Consider the following 2,063-nt stretch of genomic DNA (forward strand, 5'->3'; position numbering starts at 1 on the left):
GGCCGGCTGGCCGAGGCGCTCGGCGAGTTCGACGGCATCACCGATATCGACAGCGGCCTGGCCGACGGCAAACCCCAGCTGGAGCTGCGCCTCTCCGCGGAGGGCCGCGCCCTGGGGCTGACCGGCGCCGACCTGGCCGCCCAGCTGCGGGCGCCCCTGCAGGGCATCACGGCGCTGGAGCAGTTCGTCGGCCGCCACGAGATCAGCGTCGAGGTGCGCCTGCCCGCCGAGGCGCGCCGGAGCCTCGCCGACCTCGAGCGACTGCCGATTCGCACCCCGGAGGGGGGTCAGGTGCCGCTGGCGCGGGTCGCCGAAATCGAGCTGGGCCGGGCCGCCACCACCCTGCAGCGCATCGACGGCCGACGCATCATCGGCGTCACCGCCGATGCCGCCCGGGAGGCCGACATCAACCAGGTGATGGCCACCCTGGAGGCGGACGTGCTGCCCGCCCTGCGGGCCGGCTGGCCGGGGCTCGAGATCACCCCCGGCGGGCGCCAGCAGGAGGCCGCCGACAACGTCTCGTCGCTGACCCGGGCCGCCTGGCTGACCCTGATCGCCCTCTATGTCCTGCTGGCCATTCCCTTCCGCAGCTATCTGCAGCCGCTGCTGGTGCTGGCCGCCATCCCCTTCGGGGTGATCGGCGCCGTGGCCGGCCACCTGATCATGGGCTTCGGCCTCTCGGTGATCAGCCTGATGGGCATGCTGGCGCTCTCCGGGGTGGTGATCAACGACGCCCTGGTGCTGATCGACTACGCCAACCGCCGCCGCCGCGAGGGCATGGGCGCCCGGGAGGCGATCGTCGCCGCCGCGACCCGGCGCCTGCGCCCGATCATGATGACCACCCTGACCACCTTCCTCGGGCTCGCCCCGATGATCTTCGAGACCTCGCGCCAGGCGCGCTTCATCATCCCCATGGCGATCTCGCTGGGCTTCGGCATGCTCTTCGCCACCCTTATCCTGCTGCTGCTGGTGCCCTGCCTCTACCTGATGCTCGAGGGGCTGCGCGAGCGCCTCGGCCACCGCCCCCCCACCCCCCAGGAGACCCGCTCATGAGCCTTCGCCTGCCCCGCCCCGCCGTCTCCCGGCTGGGGATCAAGCTGTTCGTGGTGATCCTCGGGGTCAACGTGGTGATCTCGGCCCTGGTGTTCCTGGCGGTCTCGCGCAGCCTGGATCGCGGCTTCCTCGAGTACCTGGACACCACCCAGGCGGCCCGCGCCGAGACCCTGGCCGAGGGGCTCGGCGAGGAGTGGGCGAGCCGCGGCGACTGGCAGTGGCTGCGCGTCTCGCCCTCCGCCTGGCAGCGTCTGGTGCGCCAGCAGCTGTGGCCCGGCGCCGCCCCCCCGCCCCACGGCATCGAGCGCCGCCTGGGCGATCCCAAGGACTTCGTGCTCCACGACGCCGAGGGCCTGCCGGTGATCGGCCTGCCCCCGGATGACGAGGAGGAGGCCGCCACCCTGCGCTGGCTGCCGATCCTCCACGAGGGCGAGCGGGTCGGCACCCTGGGCTACCGCCCGCCGGAGCAGCTGATGGCACGCATGGACCGCATCTTCCTCTCCCGCCAGCAGCGCAACCTGGCGATCATCGTCGGCTCCCTGGGGGTCACCTCGCTGCTGCTGGCCGGCGGCCTCTCCTGGTGGCTGGGACGCCGCACCCGCAGCATGGCGCTGGCCACCCGCCGGCTCACCGAGGGCGACTACAGCATTCGCCTGCCGGAGCGCGGCCAGGACGAGCTCGCCAGGCTCTCCCGGGACTTCAACGTGCTGGCCGCCACCCTGGAGGCGAGCCGCGAGGCGCGCAGCCGCTGGGTCTCGGACATCGCCCACGAGCTGCGCACGCCGCTGGCCGTGCTGCGCGGCGAGATCGAGGCGATGCAGGACGGCATCCGCCGCCTCGACCTGGACAGCCTGCACTCGCTCTCCCAGGAGGTGGCCCAGCTGGAGCGCCTGGTGGCCGACCTGCGGCTGCTCTCCCAGAGCGACGCCGGCGCCCTGGAGGTCCAGCTGGCCCCCATGGACCTGGCCGAGAGCCTGACCGCCCGCCTGGAGGAGGCCGACGGCTGGCTC

At 73.3% G+C, this 2,063-nt stretch carries 2 protein-coding genes; both read left to right on the forward strand.

Going from position 1 to position 2,063, the window contains the following annotated elements:
- Window positions 1–1,053: efflux RND transporter permease subunit (locus tag J5F18_RS17230; RefSeq protein ID WP_346299761.1), on the forward strand; the 1,053-nt coding region annotated here is incomplete at its 5' end.
- The coding region (locus J5F18_RS17235; protein WP_346299762.1) for a histidine kinase dimerization/phospho-acceptor domain-containing protein at window positions 1,050–2,063 on the forward strand (1,014 nt) is incomplete at its 3' end. The genes J5F18_RS17230 and J5F18_RS17235, both read left to right, overlap by 4 nt.

The organism is Halomonas sp. BM-2019, from assembly GCF_017584085.1.